Annotated in this window: 4 protein-coding genes; 1 reads left to right on the forward strand and 3 read right to left on the reverse strand. The window is 34.9% G+C overall.

Features of this window, described 5'->3' with window-relative positions; all coding sequences use genetic code 11:
* Window positions 1-295: 295 nt before the first annotated feature.
* Genes HMPREF2603_RS12855 through gabT form a run of 3 tightly spaced genes read right to left on the reverse strand, consistent with a single transcriptional unit; the run spans window position 296 to window position 4,393 of the window.
* Window positions 296-1,678 (reverse strand): NAD-dependent succinate-semialdehyde dehydrogenase, encoded by a 1,383-nt coding sequence (locus HMPREF2603_RS12855; RefSeq protein ID WP_060803822.1) that lies wholly within the window; start codon window positions 1,676-1,678, stop codon window positions 296-298.
* The gene (locus HMPREF2603_RS12860) at window positions 1,641-3,038 is read right to left on the reverse strand and encodes an APC family permease (protein ID WP_060803823.1); all 1,398 of its coding nucleotides are present in this window, start codon (window positions 3,036-3,038) and stop codon (window positions 1,641-1,643) included. The genes HMPREF2603_RS12855 and HMPREF2603_RS12860 overlap by 38 nt, the downstream gene beginning before the upstream one ends.
* 32 nt (window positions 3,039-3,070) lie before the next feature.
* Window positions 3,071-4,393 carry a 4-aminobutyrate--2-oxoglutarate transaminase gene (gene gabT, locus HMPREF2603_RS12865; RefSeq protein ID WP_060803824.1) on the reverse strand — a complete coding sequence of 441 codons (1,323 nt, stop codon included), beginning with the start codon at window positions 4,391-4,393 and terminating at the stop codon, window positions 3,071-3,073.
* Between the two features lie 103 nt (window positions 4,394-4,496).
* On the opposite strand from gabT, the gene HMPREF2603_RS12870 reads away from it, so the two are divergent.
* Window positions 4,497-5,888: a MocR-like transcriptional regulator GabR gene (locus HMPREF2603_RS12870; protein WP_060803825.1), complete on the forward strand. Its 1,392-nt coding sequence runs from the start codon at window positions 4,497-4,499 to the stop codon at window positions 5,886-5,888.
* The last annotated feature ends 112 nt before the right edge of the window (window positions 5,889-6,000 follow it).

The following is a 6,000-nucleotide window of genomic DNA, read 5'->3' on the forward strand; positions in this document are numbered from 1 at the left end:
GTGATTCTTCAGATGACGGACTTATTATTTAAAAAATCTGAAAACTTTAAACGTATGCCTATATTATGCCCTTTTCATATGAAAGTCAATATCCTTTTAAAATACTAGGAATTCAATATAAAAATACGCTTAGTATTTAAATTTTCTCAGCTTTAAAACTGAGGAGGCGTTTAACTTTAATTGGTAATATTATTTTTAGTAGTACGTATAGGTTCAATAAAAAATCGATGAAAACACTTAAGGTTTTCACCGACTTTTTGTTTGAGACTTGATTTATTACTTGTTTTTAACTCGTTTACATATCGCCGATAGATAAATATTTCGTTTCTAAATATGGCTGAATACCTTCAATACCGCCTTCTCTGCCATAACCACTTTCTTTCATACCGCCGAATGGGGCATGTGCAGCAGAAGGGCCGCCATCGTTCCATCCAATAACACCATAATCTAGATTATTATAGATGTAGAAACCAGTTTTATAATTATTAGTAAAGAAATAAGCAGCTAAACCGAATTCAGTGTCATTCGCCATTTTGATTGCGTCATCTAAATCAGCATAAGCCATAACAGGCGCTACAGGACCAAATGTTTCTTTATGCATAATTTCCATATCTTGATTCGCATTTGAAATGACGACTGGTTTTAAGAAGTTGCCGCCTAGTGATTCAATTTCATCTAATGAACGAGATAATTGTCCGCCTTTAGCTTCTGCATCTTTAATCTGATGAACGACTTTATCTACTCCATCTTGGTTGATTAACGGACCGACATCTACTCCTTTATCTAAACCGTTACCTACTTTTAATTCATGTACTTTTTGTATTAATTTATCTACATACGTATCGACAATATCCTCATGTACATAAATTCGGTTGGCACAAATACATGTTTGACCAGCATTTCTGAATTTAGTTGCGATTGTTTGATCGACAGCATCATCAATATTTGCGTCTTTGTGCACAATTACGGGTGCTAGACCACCGAGTTCCATAGTGACATTCTTAACAGAACTAGCAGCGCCTTCAATCAATTTCTTGCCGACAGGTGTAGAACCTGTAAAGGTAATCTTTTGAATGATTGGACTTTCAGTAAAAATACGTCCAGCATTTTTACCAGATATAATAACGTATTGAATAGCGTCTTTTGGGATGCCTGCTTCATGTGCTAGTTCTACTAAACGGATTGTAGTCAGTGGTGTTTGTACTGCTGGTTTACATACAATCGTACAACCTGCAGCTAAAGCAGGTGCCATTTTACGAGTAATCATAGCTGCAGGGAAGTTCCAAGGTGTAATCGCACCGACCACTCCGACAGGGAAAGATTGAACAATGATCTTTTTTGAAGTGGAATTTGCTGGAATAGTACGTCCATATAGACGTTTTGCTTCTTCTGCATACCAATCAACGTAGGAACGTGCATAATCAACTTCACCTAGAGCTTCTTTTAAAGGCTTACCGCCTTCTTTTGTAATCAGTTCAGCGAGTTCCTCTTTATGTTCATCAATTAATTTTGACCAAGCCCATAGTTTCTCAGAACGTGTATGGGCATCTACTTCACGCCAAGATAGAAAGGCATCATGTGCTTTTTCTATTTGTTTATTCATTGTAGCTTCATCCGTATACTCAAGTGTTTCAATTACTTCATTCGTTGCTGGGTTCAAAACTTCTAATTTTGTCATTTTCTACCACCTTATTTTTCCTTTTTTGTACATAATATAAAATCGCTGCAATTCCATACCAAACAAAGACAATTAGCCATTCAGAAGGCCATATTAATGATGATGGCATTCCTGGCAAGTAAATAATGATGAACGATAAACTTAAAATAATTGCAATGACACCTATTGCTTTACCATTCTTGATTTTATAAGGTCGTTTTAAATCTGGTGCTGCTTTTCTTAACTTTAAGAAAGAGAGTGCAACCAATAAATAACCAATTACTACTCCAATACCCCCAGCGTCCACAATCCACACTAAAGCTGGACGACCAAGCAGGGGAGAAACAAATGCAAGTATTCCCAAGAAAATAATACCATGTGTAGGTGTTTTATATTTTGGATGGATATAAGCAAACCACTTTGGAATCATCCCATTATTCGCCATAGCATATAAAATACGGCTGCCTCCGATAATAAATGCATTCCAACTGGTAATAATACCGGCTACTCCTCCAAGTACAAGAAGGATACCAAAGCCGCTACTTCCAAATAAATTAACCATTGCATCAGCAGTAGTTAAACTACTCGTGTTTAATTCTTTAGGAGTTAACCCAGTTGCTACTCCAAATACGATAAGTAAGTAGAAAAACACAGATGCAATAATAGAGATAATTAATATTTTACCGATCTTTTGAGATGGCGCTTTAACTTCTTCAGCAATTTGCGGAATAACGTCAAACCCTACAAATAAAAATGGAATCATTATCAAGATGGACATTGTGCCACCGAAGCCATCGACAAATAATGGCTTTAAGTTTTGAAAGTTACCGTTTACTCCAGCACCACCAACTAACAATAGACCTACTGCAACAATGAAAACAGTAAAAACTGTTTGTGTGATTGCAGCTGGTTTAATACCAAAATAATTAAGCGATGTTAAAACAACACTGCCAATTGATCCGATTAATACCCAAGTTAAATAGACGTCCCATCCTTGAATATTCCATAAGAAACCGGAATGTTTAAATGGTATGACATAGTCTATAACGGTTGGTAAAGCAACAGCTTCGAATGTAATAACAGATACATACCCAAATAATACAGACCAACCAGAAATAAAAGCGATACCTGGTGCAAAGGCCTTTTTAACAAATACAAATCCTCCGCCAGTTTCTGGAAAGGCTGACGCGAGTTCTGCATATGTGAGACCAATAAATATAACGAATAATCCTCCGATTAAAAATGCTACGATGCTTCCTAAAAACCCTGCTGTAGAAACCCATTCTCCTGATAGTACCACCCATCCCCATCCGAGCATGGCACCAATTGCTAAAAACAAAACATCCATTATACTCATGGATTTACTGAAATGTGATTTCATAACGCATACCCCATTTAATTATTTATCTATTTTTAAACGTTTCTGCAAACATCTTCTAAAATTTCTAACCCTTTGTTTAATTCATCATCCGTGATGACAAGTGGTGTTAAGAAGCGGATGACATTTCCTTTAAGTCCAGCCGATAATAAGAGTAATCCTTTTTTATTTGCTTGTTTTACAATTTTTGCAGTTTTCGCTTTATCTGGCTTTCCTGTGTCAGGATCTACAATTTCCACTGCAACCATTGCACCTAAGCCTCTAATATCCCCAATAAAATCAACTTTTTGCGATAAGCTGTTTAATTTTTCTTTAATAACAGTGCCCACTTTTTCTGACTTATCATTTAAATTCTCTTCATCAATAATTTCTATTACTTTTAGGGCTGCTTCGCAGGCGATCGGATTACCACAATACGTACCGCCTAATTCTCCTGGATTAGAACTGTCCATCATTTCCGCTTTACCAATTACACCACTGAGTGGGAATCCTGCAGCTAATGATTTAGATACAGTCACCAAGTCAGGTACAACATCGAAGTGTTCGATTGCGAACATCTTTCCAGTACGTGCAAACCCAGATTGGATCTCATCAGCAACAAATACAATGCCATGTTGATTACAAATCTCTCTTACAGCTTGAACAAATTTTTTATCTGGTATAATAAATCCGCCTTCGCCTTGAACAGGTTCCATTACGACGCAAGCTACTGTTTCAGGATCAACTGCAGAAATAAAGAAATCGTTTAATTGTTGAATGATATAATCTACGTATTCTTCATCGCTTAAGTTGTCAGATTTTTCTGATAAATTAGGGTATGGTGCTTGATATACATCAGAAGCAAAAGGACCAAATCCTAATTTATACGGACGTACTTTACTTGTCATCGACATTGTTAAATTTGTTCGCCCATGAAAACCGCGTACAAACGATACAACACCTGTTCTTCCAGTATGCTTTCTAGCAATTTTCACTGCATTTTCTACAGCTTCGGCGCCAGAGTTTAATAATATTACTTTTTTATCAAAATCACCTGGCGTAAGGTGAGCGAGCTTTTCTGCAAGCTTCAAGTAGCTTTCATACATAATGACATTAAATCCTGGATGAATGAAGTTTTCTACTTTTTCTTGAATATGTTTTACAATCTTTGGATGGCTATGACCTACATTCAAAGTGCCGATGGCGGCTGCGAAATCAATATATTTATTATCTTCGATATCTGTAACTGTAGCACCCTGTGCATATTTTGCAACATTTAAGTTACCGTTGCCGACCCCACGTGCAACATATTGATTTCTCAAATCGATAAATGCCTCGTTACTTACTTCTCTATTTGCTTGGTTATCTCTTAATGTCATAATAATCCCCTCCAGTTTTGTTGATTAGAAGTATCATACGCTAAATATTGGTGCAATGAAAAGAACCAGAACAATAAAAAGTATGGTACCAGAGGTGTAAAATATGACAAAAACAAAAGATTTTATATATAGAAGAATCTATAGACAACTGAAAAAAGATATCTTAGATCATAAGTATGAAAGTCATGAAAAGCTTCCGTCTAAAAGGGCTTTAGCGAAAGAAATGAATGTAAGTATTAACAGCGTAAAAACGGCATATGAACAATTGATTGCTGAGGGATATATTTACACCAAAGAAAGACAAGGTTATTTTATTGAATCATTGAACCAACTCATTATAGAATCTAATCAACAAATTGAAGGAAATGTATTTAAAGAGAAAAAAGAAGATAAAACAAAATATCATTTCACTTTGTCACATATGTCGACAAATTTATCAAAATTTCCTATTGATACATGGGGAAAATTGCAGAAACAAGTTTTTAAAGAGTCACGTTCGATTTTATCTGAAGTACCGTATATTAAAGGACCTATTCAATTAAGGCAATCTATTGCAAAGTTAGTTTCATTTAAGCGCGGTATTCACTGTGATACGGAGCAAATTGTTATTGGTTCAGGTACAAATGCGTTACTGTTGTATATATTAAAGTTATTTAAACAATCGTCGTTAATTGGAATTGAAAACCCTGGGTATTCTCGAATGCGTAATTTAATTCAACAGCAAAACTTCAAAATCTTAGATATTCCATTAGACAATAAAGGGGCATCTTTTCGTGCGATAAAAAAGAACAATCCACACCTCATGTTAACTACACCTTCTCACCAATTTCCAATTGGAACGATAATGCCAGTTTCTAGAAGGATTGAATTATTGAACTGGGCCATTCGAACGGAACATTTTATTATAGAAGACGATTATGACAGTGAATATAAATACGGTACTGACAATATACCTTCTTTATTCAGTTTAGATAAAAATAATAGGGTGATTTATTTAGGAACATTTTCCAAAACGTTGCTACCAGGGTTAAGAATCAGTTATATGATTTTACCCAAACCAATTGTAGAAGTGTTTGATAACTATTTTAAAGACTCTGTTTCAGAAATCAGTACTTTAAATGCACTAACTTTATCCAAGTTTATTGATGAAGGTCACTATGAAAAATATATACGTAAGATGAGTCATATTTACGAAGAAAAAAGGAAGAAGCTTGTGCGTATATTAAAAAATAAATTACGCCAAACTATTACTATAAAAAATATTAAAGCCGGCCTGCATTTTGTTATCTATGTAAATTCTCCCTACACTTATAAACAAATTGAAGAAAGAGCGAACTATTTTAAGCTGGAATTATACACATTGCGAAGATTCATAGCAGAGGATATTTCTCAACAACTTGCGGAAGTAATTATTATTGGATTCGCGAATATTGAAGATGAAAAAATGGAAGAGACAGTAGAAATATTAGATGAGGTCTTGTTTGGAAAACAATAGAATTTGTAATTACTCTTCAGAAAAGCCTTCAAATGATTAAAATTGAAGAATTTATATTCCAATATAAATAAAGTAAAGAAGGGGCTGGGACATAAATACAGTCCAAAATAAA

Source organism: Staphylococcus sp. HMSC055C03, from assembly GCF_001809385.1.
In the GTDB taxonomy this organism is placed as follows: Bacteria; Bacillota; Bacilli; order Staphylococcales; family Staphylococcaceae; genus Staphylococcus; species Staphylococcus simulans.

Coding starts and splice junctions, on each gene's coding strand:
- HMPREF2603_RS12855 (WP_060803822.1), bottom strand. CDS start 1,678: ATGACAAAATTAGAAGTTTTGAACCCAGCAACGAATGAAGTAATTGAA.
- HMPREF2603_RS12860 (WP_060803823.1), bottom strand. CDS start 3,038: ATGAAATCACATTTCAGTAAATCCATGAGTATAATGGATGTTTTGTTT.
- gabT (WP_060803824.1), bottom strand. CDS start 4,393: ATGACATTAAGAGATAACCAAGCAAATAGAGAAGTAAGTAACGAGGCA.
- HMPREF2603_RS12870 (WP_060803825.1), top strand. CDS start 4,497: ATGACAAAAACAAAAGATTTTATATATAGAAGAATCTATAGACAACTG.